Source organism: Alkalihalophilus pseudofirmus (assembly GCF_029094545.1).
Lineage (GTDB): Bacteria > Bacillota > Bacilli > Bacillales > Bacillaceae_D > Alkalihalophilus > Alkalihalophilus pseudofirmus.
In genome coordinates this window covers 665,471-681,964 of sequence record NZ_CP117835.1, presented here as the reverse complement: position 1 = coordinate 681,964, position 16,494 = coordinate 665,471, and the positions used below count along the sequence as shown (strand labels likewise).

Genomic DNA, 16,494 nt, shown 5'->3' with positions numbered 1-16,494 from the left:
TTTTAAATGTATCTTCATTCACTATATGTTCGATACAAATAAAAAGATGCCTTCCTGCTTATAAAGAAAGGCACCCCCATTTATATTATTTCTTTTTTTGACTAGCTCTTGCGTCTGCTTCTTTCATGCGAGCCATTGCTTCTTGATCTTCTGAATCAGCAAATTCTTTTGAAAACTCTACCTCATCGTATGGACCTTGGTATTGCATGTTCTCTTGGCTGTTCTGTTGTTTTTGTTTTTGATTTGGGTTCTTATTCATCTTCATACCTCCTCGTATTAGATAAAGAGACCGCTTGATCTTTATCAACTGTTAGTATGTACGAAGGAATAAGTGAGTTATTCATTCACAACCAAGTCCCAGTTCACATCAACTAAAAAACAAGAATCCAAACACACCAAAGATTAATGTTGAAACAATCACAATGACTAGTCCAACAAGTGTTTCATAAGGCAATAACTTAAAGCGCTCTTTCATCGCCATACCAACACTTGCTCTTGTAATATGAAAAAACGTCCCATGAGGCATATGATCAAGAACAGTTGCTCCTGCATGGACCATAGCAGCACCTGCTAAGGCATGAATACCAAGTTCAAGAATGGTCGGAGCAAACACATTACCCGCTACGGCTGTCGCTGCAGCGGTAGATCCAGTGGCTGCTGACATCGTAATTCCTGCAATAGGCGCTAGGAAGTAAGCAGGTAAACTCAAAGCATCAATCCCATTTAAGATGGCTTCAATCAAAGCGGAATGCGCGATAATACCAGCTAATGTTCCTGTGCCTAATAATAAGATAGCCACCCCTGCCATTTTTTCAAGACCAGATGTAATATAAGCATTTAAATGTTTACCTTTCCCCATAATGAGTGCTCCAACAATCCCCCCAATAGGAAGGGCAAAAAGCGGATCAACATGGATGCCAAACAATGGCTGTAAAAGCAATAAAGCAATTGCTGCACCTGGTGCAGTCAGGGCTTTTGCCAAGCTTGGAGAATCCCCTTTTACCTCACTTGAGAGTTCAGTATCATCAACAGGCGCTCCGACATTACGTATTCTTTTTGCCAAAATATACGTAGCACCTATTCCAAAAAGTGCTGGTACTACTCCAACAAACATCACAGAAGTCAATGGCACTTGGAAAGCCTCTGCTGCCGCTATTGTATTTGGGTTAGGAGAAATAATATTCCCAGCCTTGCCCCCGCCAGAAATCGCCAAGAGTACTGCCATCTTAGACAAATTCGCTCGCTTAGCAATAGAAAGCGCGATTGGTGCTACTGTTAAAACAGCAACGCCAATAAACACGCCGACTCCTGTTAAAACCATCGTTGCACCGGACACGGCAAGTAACGCTTTCGTTTCTCCGAGCTTATATAATATAGACTCGGCAATCGTCTTTGCTGCGCCTGATTCAATCAGCACGCCAGCTAGAATACCGGCTGCTAATACACGTAAAACAACACCGACCATTCCTTCGGCTCCGCCAATCATTAGGCCGACTGTTTCAACTAAAGTAGCACCGCCAAAAACTCCGCCGATTAAAGCACCTGCCATCATCGCATAGGCTGGTGCGACTCGAATCAGGATTAAGCCAATCGTTACAAAAAGTGCGAGCATCGTTCCTAGAATCGTTAATTGTATATCCATGTTGTCATCACCTAACTATATGTAACTATTTCAATTAAAAAGCTATCATTATGTCATTCATACCCATTCATCATACCCCTTTTCGCTTTAGAAAACTAGCATTGTGAGAATACCTTACAAACTAGTTGATAGATGACAAATTGCTTGCTAGTATGACAACTAGCTTGTCTTGCAGACAAAATTTTTTTATTAGCTTGACAAACTCGGTATATTTTCGGAATATTAATACTATTAATGCAACTAAAAGGGGGTTTTATTATGGAAGAAAGCCGATTAATTCAGACAATCAATGAAATTAGTGGCTTTGTATGGGGTCCACCGCTGCTTATTTTATTAGTCGGTACGGGTATTTATCTTACATTTCGTCTCGCTTTTCTTCAATTCAGAACATTACCTTACGCTCTAAAACTTGCTTTCAGTAAAAAGCAAGATAAGAGTTCAGAAGGTGATATCTCCCATTTCCAATCATTAATGACTGCTCTTGCCGCAACTGTCGGTACCGGTAACATTGCCGGGGTAGCAACCGCAGTCGTAATCGGGGGACCTGGTGCTGTATTTTGGATGTGGCTGTCTGCGATTTTTGGGATGGCAACAAAATATGCAGAGGCTATTTTAGCTGTTAAGTATCGTGAAAAAGATAAAAACGGTCAAATGGCTGGCGGTCCGATGTACTATCTCGAAAAAGGACTGAAAATGAAATGGCTTGGTGTAACATTTGCTGTTTTGGCTGCCATTGCTGCATTTGGAATTGGGAACACTGTTCAATCAAATTCAGTAGCTGCTGTTATTGAGAGCAACTGGGGTATTAATCCATGGATCACAGGTATTTTATTAGCGATTTTCACAGGACTTGTTTTACTTGGCGGTATTCGCAGTATCGGCCGTGCCGTTGCTTTTATCGTTCCATTGATGGCTTTATTCTATGTAGGAGCTGGACTTATTTTAATTTTAGGTAATGTAGAACTTGTTCCTAGTGCAGTAGCCTTAATCTTCTCTGATGCCTTTACTGGTCAGGCTGTAGCCGGCGGCGCTATCGGGGTTGTTATTCAATACGGGGTAGCTCGTGGTGTATTCTCGAATGAAGCAGGTCTAGGTTCTGCTCCAATCGCTGCCGCTGCTGCTAAAACCGATTATCCTGGACGCCAAGCGCTTGTTTCAATGACTCAAGTATTCATTGATACGATCATTATTTGTTCAATTACGGGTATTGCCCTTGTCATGGGTAACTTATATACAGGCGGCGAAACTGGTGCGGCATTAACATCCGCGACGTTTGAATATTTCTTAGGGCCGGCTGGTGCAGTCGTTGTAGCTGTAGGTCTTGTATTCTTTGCTTATTCAACTATTTTAGGATGGTCCTATTACGGCGAGAAATGTTTCTATTATTTATTTAGATCTCAAACTTCGATTATTGTCTACCGAGTGTTATTCGTTTTAGCTGTAGCAGTCGGTGCTGGTGCTAGCTTAGATGTTGTATGGGGTGTAGCTGATATTATGAATGGCCTAATGGCGATCCCGAACTTAATTGGTCTTCTTGGACTCTCAGGCGTTGTTGTCGCTGAGACACACCGCTTCTTAAAACAAATGAGAGAAGAGAAGGCCCAAAGTGCCGGTGCAAGACAAGAAGGGTAAAAAACAAAAATCCAGCCACATATGTTGTGGCTGGATTTTTTATTTTAATACCTCTCTTCCAACCATAAAAAATTATGATATTCTTTAAGTTAGAATAATCTTCTAATTACTAGCGAGATAATCTTTAAATTATGAGGTGTATTATGGGAATTCCATTACATGAAATACAGCTGTATAAAAATTTTGATGATCTAGCTAAAGAGCTATTAGACTTAGCAAAACAAATTATGCCTGGCAAACTAATTTATTTAAACGCTTTAAACGATAAACAGCAAACCATACTCAAGTTATCAGACACAAATACAGAGATACTAATATCTGAAGGAATGGTTATAGACCTTAATGAGACTTTATGTCATCGAGTAAATTTTGAAAATAACAGGCCTTTAATTTATGAGGACTTAAATAAAGAAGATTGGCTGGGTGACCTGGAAGAAGCACTTGTTGAAGTCAATATTAAATCCTATCTGGGAATCCCAATCTACCTCATTGATGGAAACGTGTTTGGGACATTGTGTGTGGCTCATCATGAAGACACACATTTTGATAAGCAAAATATTAATATGCTCCAACGAATTGCTAAAATGTTTTCTTATTGGTTAGAGTTAGAGCGCCTAGCTTATAGAGATTCTTTAACTGGATTATATAACAGGCAGTACCTCTATAAACACTTTGAAACAAACGTTGAATCCGAGGGAACACTATTTTTTTTAGATTTAGATGGGTTTAAAAGTGTAAATGATATATATGGGCATGAAACTGGCGACCTTTTATTAAAAGAAGTTGCTTTTAAGCTTAATGAATTTATAAAAGAACAATCTGATGCATTTGCAGTAAGATTAGGGGGCGATGAATTTATCGTTAATCTCCCTTACATTTCAAATAAAAAAGAAGTGTGTAAACAGGCAGAACGTTTACTTAACTATTTAAATACATGGACTAACGAATTAGATAAATGTAAACTGTCAGCAAGTATAGGAATTGTTTCTTATCCAAACAGTAATAGTATTAGTTTAAAGACTTTGCTTGCTAATGCAGATAAAGCGTTATATTGCTCAAAGTCAGCAGGGAAGAACACTTATCACTTTTATAGTGAAAATGTTTAATTTATGAAGTTGGCATCATACCATTCTTCTTCCACAACCGCCGCTGAAAATCAGAAAAACGTGATAATATAGGCTAGAGGTGATTGGATGGTGAAATTACGAAGTGTGTCTCCTTACATCTCATAAATTTAAAAGGAGGCATATAAAATGAAACAAACTGATATTATTCCTTTTTACGGGGGCACCCACCCTGAATTATTTGAGATTGAACGCCGGTGTATGGACCGGGAGGGGAAAGTAATAGATGAACTACAACAACTGCTGCCTAATGGATTGATTCTTGACATAGGAGCAGGAAATGGATTTACAGCAGAAAAGCTGCAAACCACTCAACGTACGATTATTGGAATGGAGCCCGATGAGTTAATGATTGACCGCACAAAGCAAGTGATTTTTACAAAAGGGTGCGCTCAAGATATTCCTTTTCACACGCATACATTTGATGCCGCCTATTCCACTTGGGCCTTCTTCTTTGAAGGAATTACTGACCTTGATAAAGGGATAGCCGAAATGAAGCGGGTAGTTAAAAAAGGCGGGCCATTGATAATCGTTGACAATTACGGGGAAGATGAGTTTTGTGCGCTCTCAGAACGTCCGATTACGAGCAGCACAAATTACTGGATTAAGCGCGGTTTTGATTATCACGTAATTGAGACAGCTTTTATCTTTGATCATGTGGAAGAAGCACGTAAGCTGTTAGGCTTTTATTTTGGAGACCCGGGAAAGGCTGTGGAGAAAACTCGATTCGAATACAAAGTGGCCGTTTATACAGCTTTGAATGATTAACCTAATCTGCCTGATCTTTTGGCGTAGATGTATGAGTGTTCATTGTATTCTTTTAAGGAATTTATGTGTTAGTTGGCAAGCTGATTGTGCGTGTTGATCACGTTATTGCGTTCGTTGCCGGACTTATTGCGTCGTTCTCTTGTTATTGTGCGGATTCAACCAAGATATGCGTCAGTGTGCAGCAGAATTGTATTTGTTCACCGAATAATTGCGCCACTCTCGCCACATAAACTAAGGAGCTGACCCATTCGGATCAGCTCCTCTTCATTTATTTCATTGATACAATAAAGCTTCCGATGCGTTCGCTACCCCAGAAAAACTCGAATTGATCTCCATCTTTAATAGGACCGACTCCTTCTGGTGTACCAGAGTAGATTAAATCCCCTGCACCTAATCCAAACACTTCCTGGCATTCATCGATAATCGCTTGAAAATCAAACATCATCTCGTTAATTGTTCCTTCTTGAGCCACTTCGCCGTTTTTAAGAAGTGAGAATGTTTCTTTGCGGCATGCTTCTATGCCTGGGAAAGGAAAGCGTTCTGTCGTGACCGCTGCATTAGGGAACCCTTTCGCTCTGTCCCATGGCTGACCTTTTTTCTTAAGTTCACTTTGCACATCTCTTAATGTGAAATCAATCCCAAGTGAAATATCACTTACTACATCTTCTAAGCGGTCACCTTTTTTTACAGGCTTGTCGATATGTAGAATAATTTCTAGTTCATGGTGAATCTCCCCTTTATCAGCCGGAAACGTAATGTCTTCTCCTATAGCATAAGTAAGGGCATGTGTCGGCTTTGTAAAAAGAATTGGAGCTTCCGGCACTTCATTTCCTAATTCGACCGCATGCTTGGCATAATTACGGCCGATACAAAAGATATTTTTCACTTCATTCATGACAATCACTCCTTTTAAGTAAGTTGTTTAATCCGTGAAATGATTTCTTCACTGACTTCGCCTGTTGTCGCATTGCCGCCCACATCAGGGGTTTTCATACCCGATTCCGTTACATCTTCCACAATGGTGAGCAGCTGATCAGCAAGCTCGCTTTCTCCAAAGTGATCAAGCATCATTTTCCCCGTCCAAATTTGACCGATTGGGTTAGCAATTCCACGCCCAACGATATCAGGGGCAGAGCCATGTACAGGCTCAAACATGGAAGGATGTGTACCGTCTACATTTAAGTTGGCAGCAGGGCCGATTCCAATACTCCCCATGACTGCTGCACTAATATCAGTTAAGATATCGCCAAATAAGTTACTCGCCACAATCACATCAAATTCTGCTGGTTTAGATACAAGGAACGCAGATAAGGCATCGATGTGAGCTGTACGTTTTTCAATGTCCGGATAGTCTTGTCCTACTTGTTCAAATACTTCATCCCAAAACGGCATAGAGAATACAATTCCATTTGACTTTGTGGCACTTGTGACATGACCTTTTCTAGTTTTAGCTAAATCAAAGGCATAACGCATCGCGCGTTCTGTTGCTTTTCTCGTAAAAACTGCATTTTGGACAACAAGCTCATCTTCACCAGAATGGATACGGCCGCCTACTTCACTATATTCACCCTCACTATTTTCACGAACAACAATAAGATCAAACCCGCCAGGATTAGTGACCATCGGTTGAATGCCTCTTAATTGTTTAGCATGTCTAATATTTAATGTTTGTTTAAAGCCCCTGCGGATATTGATTAGTAGCCCCCATAAAGAGATATGGTCCGCAACAAGCTTTGGATTTCCTACTGCTCCTAAAAAGACAGCATCATGCTGGCTAAGCTGGTCTAGTCCATCTTTTGGCATCATCTCGCCATGCTCAAGATAATACTCACAGCTGTATGGATACCACTCATGCTCAAATTTCAGACCTCCGTGCAAGTCTGCTACTGCATCTAGTACCTTTGTTGCGTACGGCATAATTTCAACGCCAACCCCGTCTCCTGGGATGACTGCTAATTTTATCTGTTTCATTTTTCAACACTCCTCTCCAATTCATATTTTATTAAATAATTCTAAAAATTGAAAGCGCTTTGTTTCGTAAAACGAAAGAAGCGCACAATATATGTTCATACTGTGCGCTCCGTTTATCATATACCAGCAGAACGTTGAAGACGTTTGACAATTTCATCAAAATCTTCCTTAGAGATCCCAGGTGCAAACTCCTCAGGAATTTCTTCTAAGTCAGGCATTGGTGCTCCGGCTGGGGCCCCTACGATCACTTCGAGCTGGCCTCCCTGCAGTGGGTGATTTCCTTTCCAGATCTTATCTATATCTCTGTAATCTGTGGCACTCCATGTATATAATTTACGGTGCACGCCTTCAGCTTCGAATTTCCTTGTTGTCTCAAACGCCGCATTATCCAAGTTTGGAATCGGAAGCATCTTTGTTACATCAACACCTGTTGCAATTTCAATTGCTTTTGCATAAGCCACAACATGAACTCCGCCGCGCACAAGTAAATACCCAATCATCTCACGAGCTACTGGGTTGCTTGTCATTTCATATACACGCATCTTATGTGTTCTCGCTCCGCACTCTAAGAAGAAATTGTGTAATAAATCAAGGATTAAGTTGCCGCTGTTAAAAACATAGTCTCCTCTCCACGATCCTCCCATTGAGTCCATTGGGTAAGACGTTTGTGCCGTTTGAATAAAATGGGCTGTATTCCGCTTGTCAGTAGCTGCCTGCATCGGTGCAATATTCGGGTCTCCTGGGAATGTCGTCCCTTCAATCATTAAGTTAATCGTGTTTGAGACCAGTTCAACATGACCAAGCTCTTCAGCTGTAATACTAGCGACTAAATCAAAAAACGGTTTCAGCTTCTTTTTGTTCCGGAAGTTAAATGACTGAAATAAGTAGTTATTTAACGTCGACATCTCCCCAAATTTCCCGCCAAGAAGTTCCTGTACAGCAGCAGCGGCATTGGCATCAGGAGCCTTTGGCTTAGGGAGTTCAATAGCTAAGCGATTATAGCGAGTAAACAAAACAATCCCTCCTATTTCACATATAGTAACTCTATATGTTTTATGTGAGAGATTGTTTGTCTTATTACCTTTTATTTGTCAAAGAGCCGAAGAGCCCCGATACGCTCCATTGCCTCTCTTAATGTGTCTTCATCTGCAAGCAGCCCTATGCGAACATATCCTTCTCCGTATTTACCAAACCCGACCCCAGGAGCGACCACAACTCTTGCTTCTTTAAGAAGAATATCGGCAAATTCTTCTGATGTATAGTCTTTTGGGACAGGGAACCATGCAAAGAACGAACCAAGCGGCGCTTCTGCTTCCCACCCTGCTTTATGTGCTGCTTCAACTAGTACGTTACGGCGGGCCTCATATGTGGCTACAAGATCCTCTACACACTGTTGCTCTGATAAGAGCGCATGAGCAGCCGCTTCTTGAATCCCTCCAAAAATACTGCAAAATAAGTGATCCTGAAGCTTTTCAATTGCACTCACCACGCTTTTGTTTCCAACAACAAACCCGACTCTCCAACCTGCCATATTGTATGTTTTGGATAACGTCATCACTTCTACACCAACATCTTTTGCTCCTTTTAATTGCAAGAAGCTAAGAGGTTTCTTTCCTTCAAAACCAATCGCCCCATAAGCAAAATCATGAACAATACATAGATCATGCTTTTGGCCAAGTTCAATTGCATCTTGAAACAAAGCTGGTGTAGCAATCGCGCCAGTTGGGTTATTAGGGTAATTCAAGAACATTAATTTAGCCTGTTCAAGTGTTTCTTCTTTAAGTGTTGTAAAGTCGGGATGAAAATCCAATTCTTGTAACAGAGGCATCATGTGCATCTTTGCTCCGGCAAGCTCAACCCCTGACCAGTAATCAGGGTATCCAGGATCTGGTACGAGGGCAAGATCTTCAGGATCTAACAAGCACTGACTAAGCTCAATTAGACCTGTTTTAGCCCCGCCCAGTACAGCCACTTCTGTTTGTGCATCTATTTCTACTCCGTATTCACGATGGTAATATTCAGCGACAGCTTCCTTTAGAAACGTATGGCCTGCAAAAGGAGCATATTTATGATGCATTGGATTGTCAGCTGCTTCTTTTAATTTCTCAACGATATGTGCAGGTGTCGGCTGATCCGGATTGCCTTGCCCGAGATTAATCACATCATCACTATGTCTCTTCACTTCATTCACCTTTTTAACGAGTTTTGCAAAAAATTGACTTGGGAGCCTCTCCATAGCTCTAGATGATTCAAATGTTTTCATGTTTGTCACCTCTATATTTTCTACCTATTTATTAACTAAAAAATAAAAAAAGAGCCTTTCCATATTCTGAAAAGGCTCTTGTCTGAATAAGACAATTCGCTTATCTTTCAGAATACAATGATTCTGCAGGAAGGAGCACCTTTCCTTGCGGCGGTTGCTGGACGTCGTCGGGCCTGTTCCCTCGGTCACTCTGGATAAGTGATGATTATTCATTTTGTCTAACACTCTGTGAAAGCGCTACACATTATGTATTTACTCTTTATGAATGAGAGTTTACAGAATTGTTAACGATTTGTCAATCTTTTGTGTCAGAATGTAAAAATCCTTGATTTTTTAGAAACTGGTCGAGATGTGCACGCTTTGGTGTAGAGTGGTGAGCTGCCATCATCTCAGTCCACGTAGTTTTCCTTGTTCCGTTTGTCCGCTCTGAATAATATTGCTTCATTTCTTCATCATATTGATCAAGAGATGATGTGATTTGATCGTGTTGATAGGTCTCATAATGAACAGCACCAGCCTTTGGCAGCCGTGGCTTTTGAGCAGGGTTTTGATCAGGATAACCGATACATAATCCCATTACAGGAAATGTATAATCAGGAAGATCGAGAAGCTCACTTACTTGGTCCGGAAGGTTTCGAATGCCGCCGATCATCACTCCGCCAAGACCATAGGACCTTGCAGCAATAAGCATATTTTCAGCTACAAGGGCTGCATCAACTGCTCCTACAAGAACTTGTTCGATGCCTCTAACTTCAAGAGGAGCCCCATGTTTGTCGCTAGCCTTTTTTAGACGGTTATAATCTGCACAAATGACGAAAAATACTGGGCAATCAGCGACATACTTCTGGCTGCCGCACAGCTCACTTAATGTATCTTTTTTCTGCTGATCTGTGACGACAACAATACTGTAAGCTTGAACGTGATGGGAAGTAGGCGCCCACCTGCCGGACTCGATGATTTCCTCTATCATCCCTTTACTTACTTTTTCACTAGTAAAGGCACGAATCGAACGGTGGCTTTGCAAGAGCTCTGTCATTTCATTTTTCATAAGAATCACCCTTTTTTCTGATTTATTAAATAGTTTACATGATCTATTTAGCTGGAGAAAGAATTGTGTCTTGTGAGAGTAATAGAAATATTTTACAATGAGTAAGTTACTATGATTCCAATTTTACACAGGAGGTTTGAGATGAACACACGAGCTACCTCAATCCAAGACAATGAACGGATTGCCTCCCTTGATATGATGCGCGGGCTCGCATTACTCGGGATTTTACTTGCTAACAGCCTGCATTTTCAATACGGTCTTTTCTTGATTCCAGGGCTGCATGATTATTACCCATTAGGTACAATTGACCGAGTTGCTGAGAGTGCGACCTTATTCTTTGCCACAGCAAGCTTTTATACCTTATTTTCATTTTTATTCGGTTACGGGATGGCCCTTTTGAAAGAGAGGCTTGAACAACGCGAACTCCGATTTGGAACCGTATATTATAGAAGAATGTTCATTCTGCTTTTCGCTGGGTTAGCCCATTACCTTTTGATTTGGGATGGAGATATTCTGATAACATATGCGATCGGAGGATTTATCTTATTTTTATTTCTCCGCTTAAAGGAACGAGGCCTTCTTATCTGGTCTTTTATCATTTTGTTATTGATGGCTTCAAGTATTGCAATGCCAGAGGATGAATCCACCTTCACTTTTGAAGATTCACTAGCAGCCTACTCTGCAGAAGAAAAAGAAGTGCTCACGTCTGGGACATATGCAGAAGTTGTACAATTCAGGTTAACAACAGATCCATTTGGAATGGGCGGATGGGGCCAGCTTCTTGTTACATTTAATGCGGTAGTAGCTGTTCTTGGCATGTTTTTACTCGGTGCATTTGTTGCGCGGAAAAAGTGGCTGTTGACTATTGAAGAGAACCGTCCATTCATAAAGAAAATATGGTGGATCACGATGCTCGTTGGGTTCCCTGCTAAAATTCCACATGCTTTTATGGGGGATTCCTATTCCTATGAAATGCTTCATATGACAATCGGCGGACCGCTTGTCGCAATGTTCTATGCAACAAGTATTGCTCTTTTAGCTACAAGCCCTAAAGCACAAAAATGGTTACAGCCTTTAGCAAAAGTCGGCAGGCTGTCTCTAACAAACTATTTAATGCAGTCCATCGTCTTTACTACCTTATTCTTCGGGTATGGAATTGGCTTATTTAATAGTATTGGCTATTTTGCGGGTGCTCTTCTTGCCGTTGGATTTTTCTTGCTCCAAGTACTATTCAGCAGCTGGTGGCTCTCGCGCTTTAAAATGGGACCATTTGAATGGGTATGGCGAGCAGGAACCTATCTTGAGATTCCTAAGTTAAAGCGATAAACAGAGAATGGGATAAGAGTATTTTAACTTGTGGATATATGGATATTAGAGATGCGGCCTATGTAAACAGCTCGCAAATGCAGCTTGAAAATAACCGAATGTTTGAGGGGGGCGCCGCTCCTGAAATACACTTCGCTTTTCGTGGGGAGCTAGTGAGCTTCCTCGGGCTAATGCCCTGTGGGATCTCACTCCTGCTCTAGTCCCCACAGAAGTCTCGCATATTTCATCCGCTGATTTATTGCATTGTGAAAGTATTAAGTGGGGTGATTTTGTTACGATTCAGTTCACTTAAGGCCAACGTATAAATGCTTTCATCCCCAATCGCTTTCTAAGGACTGAAAATTGAAGGAGCAACTTAACAACAGCCTTACTCCGTTGATTGGAGTGGAAGGGACTCGACTCCTGCGGGATGTGCGTGGCCAGGGAAGACCCCACAGGGCGAAAGCCCGAGGAGGCTTCCGGACCGCCCGCGGAAAGCGAGTCCCTGCAGCGGAAATCAACAACTACTATAGGAATACAATTTACTTTGCCTGTGACCTTTAATTATGTCTCAGGCTCTTTTCTATACACAAATGTTCTAAGGAGCAGTCCGTCTGTTGTACGTTCGTGCTTAAATTGAGTAAAGCCTTCACTTTCATATAACTTAACAGCAGGGGTATTATGACTTGCTGTTGTTACATAAAGCGGGACACTTGTCTCTTCCTTTACTTTCTGAATGAGCATCCTCCCGACTCCTCTTCTAAAAAAGCGAGGTGACACGATCACTTTGTTTAACAGCCAGTGGTCGGCTCTTGTCTCTATAGCAATTGCTCCAATAATGTGATTGTCAGAGCTTGCAGTAAGCCAGGTCTTCGGCTCCCGCAAAAGGTCCGCCACGGTTTCATTGAGAGGAGGGATATTCGGATAATTAATCAAATTGGCTTCTATGCGGTAGGATTGCTGCTGCAACTCAATCAGTTGTTTCGCAAGCTCTTCTTTCATTTCATGAATGTAATTGACCTCCATATCTACTCTCCTTCTCTTCATTCTTTATATGATTCTATTCACTACAAGTCATATCCTTCCAATGTTTTCACAAAAAAGACACCTAGTTTCCTAGATGCCTTCCCGGAAAGGTATTTATTTTTTGGGGCAAGAATTGCACATGATTTTATCAGAAGAACATTTGTAAGCAAAGCAGCAGGTCCTTCTCATCTCTTTATGCCTCTTTGCATCATGCCAAAAGGATTGAAATGGATTTTTTCTAGAAGCAAATAAGTTCCCATCCGCATTCCCAACCCATTCAAAATCATCCTCTACTCTCGCAGGATCTGCTTTTTCAGGAAGCACTGTCTCATAAAACCACTTAATATATGAAAAGGCATTTTCCCATAAAGTAGGGACAGGAATACCTGAGAGCTTGTTTAGTTTACTCCATAACGGAGATAAATGATAAGCAAATAATTCTTCAAATAAGATTTCTTGCTGCTGCAGGCGGTGGTCATCATTTATTTCATAGGTAACGATGTGTTGATGAAAGATGCCAGGAAGCCACCACTCTTCCGATAACGAGTCCGTGAGAACAAGATCTTCTGTTTTCCAGCTCATACGCTTATTGTATACCGTCATCATCATAAGCGCGGGCAGTGTGACCACTAGGCTGTATCGTTTAGAGAAGATTGAAGCTGCTACAAGCAAGTCTGGTGCTTGGACTTCTATTTTCACTCCTTCTAAATAAGAAAGGAGAAAATGATCATCAAATAACTCTTCTGACTTGCATGAGAGAGGATATGTTTGATTCAATTGAAAATTCATACGGGTGGACTCTAGGGCACTAATTTCCTCAGCTGAGAGCTTTGTAAGGATCAATTCTCTCGACCTCCTCACGCACAACGCATCTCCCTTTCCCATGCGGGATACATAAAGGAGTACCAAATAGAGGATCGGCTGTCACTTGACACTCCATTTTAAATACGTCACGGACTAAATCACAGGTAATGACGTCCTCAGGCTTCCCTTCTGCATAAATCCCCTTATCTTGAACAGCTATTAAGTGATGCGCGTAACGACATGCTAAGTTAAGGTCATGCAGCACCATGACAATCGTCCGCCCTTCTTTTTCATTTAAATCAAATAACAAATCCAATATTTCAATCTGGTGGGTCATATCCAGATAAGTAGTCGGCTCATCAAGCAAAATAATATCAGTATCTTGAGCAAGAGTCATCGCAATCCATGCGCGCTGTCTTTGCCCCCCTGATAATGAATCAACAGGGCGGTCTTTTAGCTCCGTTAAATGAGTCGCTCTCAATGCCTCTTGCACTTTCTCCTCATCCATTGCCGTCCATTTGGAGAATAGTCCTTGATAAGGGAATCTTCCTTGTTTGACTAATTGAAGGACCGTCAACCCCTCTGGTGCTTCAGGCCCTTGAGGGAGTATGGCCAACTGGCGTGCAATTTCTTTAGTAGATTGCTTATGAATAGCTTCGCCGTCTAAGAGAATCGAACCGGACTGAGGCTTTAAAAGACGCGCCAGTGATCTAAGCAGCGTTGATTTCCCGCAGCCATTTCCCCCTATGAAAACCGTAATCTCGCCTTCAGGGATATGCACATCTAATTGATCGATCACTACTTTTTCATCGTAACCTAATGTTAACTCGCTTGCACTGATGGCATGACGATTTGTTTGTATTGAAGTTACTTCACTCAGCCCTTTGTCAGCCTTTTTCATACTTGCCACACTCCCTCTTAAAAGCTTTATGTTTTTCTTAATAAATACAAAATATATGGTGTTCCAAGAACGGCCACGACAAGTCCCGCCGGTATCTCTTTTGGTGCTAAAATATATCGTCCGACAAAATCAGCAGCTACAAGTAAAATACCTCCAAGGAGTAGAGACAACGGAATAAGGCGGCGATGCTCCACTCCCACAAGCCTTCTTACCGCATGGGGTGCTAATAATCCGATAAATCCAATCGTTCCTACAATCGAGACACTAGCCGCACCCATTGCGACCCCTAACATAATGGCGAGAATTCTTGTTTGACCGACATTCATTCCAAGTCCAGTGGACACATCGTCACCAAATGATAGTAAATCTAGCTTTCTTGATAAAAACCATCCTAAAGGAATCGTAATCAGTGCGACGACAAGAACAATCTGTAAATGCGACCAGCTCTTTGCATACGTAGAACCTGCAAGCCAGGCAAGTGCAGGTGCGACACCCATCTTTGCTTTCACGACCATAATTTGAATAATGGCAGATCCTACTGCAGATACGGCAACTCCCATTAAAGCAAGGAGAATAGGCTCCCAATTAGACCTCCATGTCACAAGTAAAATAATTCCGATTGAAACGGCCGCACCGATCATTGCAGCAAAAGGCAGAAATTGAATAGATGCTGCAGGGAATAAAACAAGAAAAATCATTGCCCCCGCGCCTCCGCCTGATGTGATCCCTAATACCGTTGGATCAGCTAATGGATTTCGAAGCACTCCTTGAAGCAGCACGCCGCACATGGCAAGAAGCATCCCTACCACAAAAGCTGTCAAAATCCTCGGCACCCTAAACTCCCATACAAAAGGAGATAAATAAGCTTGATTCAGCCAATCATTCCAGCTGAAAAATGAACCTGCCCCATAAGAAACGGATAGGGCTGTGACTATAACAGCCACCATGGCTCCTGCCATTAATAAAAGCGGGTACGGCATAGATACAGTATGTCCGCCTAGCTTCGTCTGTCTTCTTGAATGTTTCTTACCTGTTTTGTACGCAAGATACATCAGCCACGGACCACCTATCAAAGCTGTCATGGCACCAACAGGTATTTCTTGACCGGGCTGAATCCAGCGTGCTAATACATCAGCTGTAATAAGGAGAATAGCTCCCCATAAAAATGAATGAATAATCAGCGGTTGATGTCCTTTAATTCCCATCATTCTAACGAGATGAGGGGCAATTAACCCGACAAACCCTATAGGGCCGACCACACTTACCGTCGTTGCAGCAAGCAAGATCGCACTAATCCAAGCAAACGCCTTCACTCTTTGCACGGGCTGACCTAATGAGGTGGCGATATCTTCCCCAAGTGTAAGTACATCTAAACTTTTAGCATTTAACAACGCGATACCTACACCTGCTAAAATAAAGCCTACCGCAAATTGAACACCTGACCAATCAAGCTGAACAAGTGTCCCTGATCCCCAAAGGAACAAACCGTTTGTTTCATTTTCAAAGATTAATTGAAGACTTCCCGTAATAGATGAAAATAATAGGGCAACCACCATTCCAGTTAATGCTACCCGGACGGGCTCCATCGCCTTTCCTACAAGCATCATCACCAGCAATGAAGCGCATGCTGCTCCTAGAAAAGCGACCAGAAACGGAAATTGTCCAAGTGTTCCAGGCATAAAGATTAAGGCACTTATAACAAATAAATGAGCTCCCGCATTCATTCCGAGTGTACTCGCTGATGCAAGCGGGTTTTTCGTGATTGTTTGTAGTAACACACCTGCAACAGCCAATGCACCCCCAGCAAGTATTCCAATCACTACTCTAGGAAGTCGCAGTCCAAGCACAACATCTTGAACCCTTCCATTCGTCCATACTTCAGTTAACAGCGTCATGACACTATAGCCAGCTTGGCCTTGGCTGATATGAACAAGGCTTGTGATAAATAGGAGAAGGAAGCCCACCCCAAAAAGGAAAATGGACTTCCGTCTAGTTGTAGACTTGCTCATA

Annotated in this window: 15 protein-coding genes and 1 riboswitch; of the genes, 4 read left to right on the top strand and 11 right to left on the bottom strand. The window is 41.9% G+C overall.

Going from position 1 to position 16,494, the window contains the following annotated elements:
• Positions 1 to 85: 85 nt before the first annotated feature.
• Both PQ478_RS03515 and PQ478_RS03510 read right to left on the bottom strand, forming a co-directional pair.
• Complete coding sequence (locus PQ478_RS03515) at positions 86 to 259, bottom strand: YfhD family protein (protein WP_139314710.1); 174 nt, start codon at positions 257 to 259, stop codon at positions 86 to 88.
• A gap of 108 nt (positions 260 to 367) precedes the next feature.
• Positions 368 to 1,642 (bottom strand): GntP family permease, encoded by a 1,275-nt coding sequence (locus tag PQ478_RS03510; protein WP_289235839.1) that lies wholly within the window; start codon positions 1,640 to 1,642, stop codon positions 368 to 370.
• Positions 1,643 to 1,900: 258 nt separating this feature from the next.
• On the opposite strand from PQ478_RS03510, the gene PQ478_RS03505 reads away from it, so the two are divergent.
• The 3 genes from PQ478_RS03505 (at position 1,901) to PQ478_RS03495 (ending at position 5,166) form a co-directional block, all read left to right on the top strand.
• The gene (locus PQ478_RS03505) at positions 1,901 to 3,274 is read left to right on the top strand and encodes an alanine/glycine:cation symporter family protein (RefSeq protein ID WP_289235838.1); all 1,374 of its coding nucleotides are present in this window, start codon (positions 1,901 to 1,903) and stop codon (positions 3,272 to 3,274) included.
• 143 nt (positions 3,275 to 3,417) lie between these two features.
• Positions 3,418 to 4,380, top strand: coding sequence for a sensor domain-containing diguanylate cyclase (locus PQ478_RS03500; RefSeq protein WP_289235837.1), 963 nt, complete (start codon positions 3,418 to 3,420; stop codon positions 4,378 to 4,380).
• Positions 4,381 to 4,527: 147 nt separating this feature from the next.
• Complete coding sequence (locus PQ478_RS03495; RefSeq protein ID WP_289235836.1) at positions 4,528 to 5,166, top strand: class I SAM-dependent methyltransferase; 639 nt, start codon at positions 4,528 to 4,530, stop codon at positions 5,164 to 5,166.
• 268 nt (positions 5,167 to 5,434) lie between these two features.
• Here PQ478_RS03495 and PQ478_RS03490 read toward each other — a convergent pair whose 3' ends face one another.
• The 5 genes from PQ478_RS03490 to nfsA all read right to left on the bottom strand — a co-directional run bounded on the left by PQ478_RS03490 (position 5,435) and on the right by nfsA (position 10,448).
• Positions 5,435 to 6,061: a fumarylacetoacetate hydrolase family protein gene (locus PQ478_RS03490; protein WP_289235835.1), complete on the bottom strand. Its 627-nt coding sequence runs from the start codon at positions 6,059 to 6,061 to the stop codon at positions 5,435 to 5,437.
• 14 nt (positions 6,062 to 6,075) lie between these two features.
• The gene (locus PQ478_RS03485) at positions 6,076 to 7,137 is read right to left on the bottom strand and encodes a tartrate dehydrogenase (protein ID WP_289235834.1); all 1,062 of its coding nucleotides are present in this window, start codon (positions 7,135 to 7,137) and stop codon (positions 6,076 to 6,078) included.
• A gap of 116 nt (positions 7,138 to 7,253) precedes the next feature.
• Positions 7,254 to 8,150, bottom strand: a complete 897-nt coding sequence (locus PQ478_RS03480) for a manganese catalase family protein (protein ID WP_012957639.1) — start codon at positions 8,148 to 8,150, stop codon at positions 7,254 to 7,256.
• Between the two features lie 71 nt (positions 8,151 to 8,221).
• Positions 8,222 to 9,400, bottom strand: coding sequence for a pyridoxal phosphate-dependent aminotransferase (locus PQ478_RS03475; protein WP_289235833.1), 1,179 nt, complete (start codon positions 9,398 to 9,400; stop codon positions 8,222 to 8,224).
• Positions 9,401 to 9,497: 97 nt separating this feature from the next.
• Positions 9,498 to 9,601, bottom strand: a riboswitch (SAM riboswitch).
• 94 nt (positions 9,602 to 9,695) lie between these two features.
• The gene (gene nfsA / locus PQ478_RS03470; protein ID WP_289235832.1) at positions 9,696 to 10,448 is read right to left on the bottom strand and encodes an oxygen-insensitive NADPH nitroreductase; all 753 of its coding nucleotides are present in this window, start codon (positions 10,446 to 10,448) and stop codon (positions 9,696 to 9,698) included.
• A gap of 141 nt (positions 10,449 to 10,589) precedes the next feature.
• On the opposite strand from nfsA, the gene PQ478_RS03465 reads away from it, so the two are divergent.
• A complete protein-coding gene (locus tag PQ478_RS03465; RefSeq protein WP_289235831.1) occupies positions 10,590 to 11,774 on the top strand; it encodes a DUF418 domain-containing protein in 1,185 nt (394 codons plus the stop codon).
• Positions 11,775 to 12,317: 543 nt separating this feature from the next.
• Here the strand turns inward: PQ478_RS03465 and PQ478_RS03460 are convergent.
• The 4 genes from PQ478_RS03460 to fhuB form a co-directional block, all read right to left on the bottom strand.
• Positions 12,318 to 12,779, bottom strand: coding sequence for a GNAT family N-acetyltransferase (locus PQ478_RS03460; protein WP_289235830.1), 462 nt, complete (start codon positions 12,777 to 12,779; stop codon positions 12,318 to 12,320).
• Between the two features lie 114 nt (positions 12,780 to 12,893).
• Positions 12,894 to 13,622: an IucA/IucC family C-terminal-domain containing protein gene (locus tag PQ478_RS03455; RefSeq protein ID WP_289235829.1), complete on the bottom strand. Its 729-nt coding sequence runs from the start codon at positions 13,620 to 13,622 to the stop codon at positions 12,894 to 12,896.
• Positions 13,597 to 14,484, bottom strand: coding sequence for an ABC transporter ATP-binding protein (locus tag PQ478_RS03450; protein WP_012957633.1), 888 nt, complete (start codon positions 14,482 to 14,484; stop codon positions 13,597 to 13,599). The genes PQ478_RS03455 and PQ478_RS03450 overlap by 26 nt, the downstream gene beginning before the upstream one ends.
• A 26-nt stretch (positions 14,485 to 14,510) precedes the next feature.
• A complete protein-coding gene (gene fhuB / locus PQ478_RS03445; protein WP_289235828.1) occupies positions 14,511 to 16,493 on the bottom strand; it encodes a Fe(3+)-hydroxamate ABC transporter permease FhuB in 1,983 nt (660 codons plus the stop codon).
• Position 16,494 lies beyond the last annotated feature (1 nt).